The organism is Bradyrhizobium sp. NBAIM08, assembly GCF_020193935.1.
GTDB classification, from domain to species: Bacteria; Pseudomonadota; Alphaproteobacteria; order Rhizobiales; family Xanthobacteraceae; genus Bradyrhizobium; species Bradyrhizobium yuanmingense.
In genome coordinates, this window is record NZ_JADYVR010001106.1 from 1 (window position 1) to 395 (window position 395).

Here is a 395-nt window from a genome sequence, read left to right on the forward strand (position 1 = left end):
GATCGTAAACCTGCCAATCGTATTTTGCGCGCGTAACCGGTCGCGGGCGTCCTTCGAGCGTGAAAAAATCCGTCATTTTATCAACGACCGTGCCGGTTCCGATGTGCGAATGATTAATAAAATCAATCGCGTAGAAAAAATATTTTTGCCCGTCGTCGTCAAAAAAAACGTGCCCGTCAATCGCGAAATCCTCGGTCGTAAGTTTTCTGCCCGAATCAACAAAGCCGCCGTCAGGTCGGTCTGAAACCGCGACGCGCATTTCCATCAAAGCTTCGTTGCCGACGCTGTAATAAAGATAAAACTTGCCGTTTGCGTAAACGACTTCGGGCGCCCAGTAAAACGGCGAATCATTGTCGAGTTTTTCCATCGCCCCGCCGATTTGCGTCCAATTGACC

General features: G+C 49.6%; 1 protein-coding gene. It reads right to left on the reverse strand.

Going from position 1 to position 395, the window contains the following annotated elements:
- The coding region (locus I6F37_RS43685; RefSeq protein WP_249795506.1) for a family 43 glycosylhydrolase at nucleotides 1-367 on the reverse strand (367 nt) is incomplete at its 3' end.
- Nucleotides 368-395: the final 28 nt, after the last annotated feature.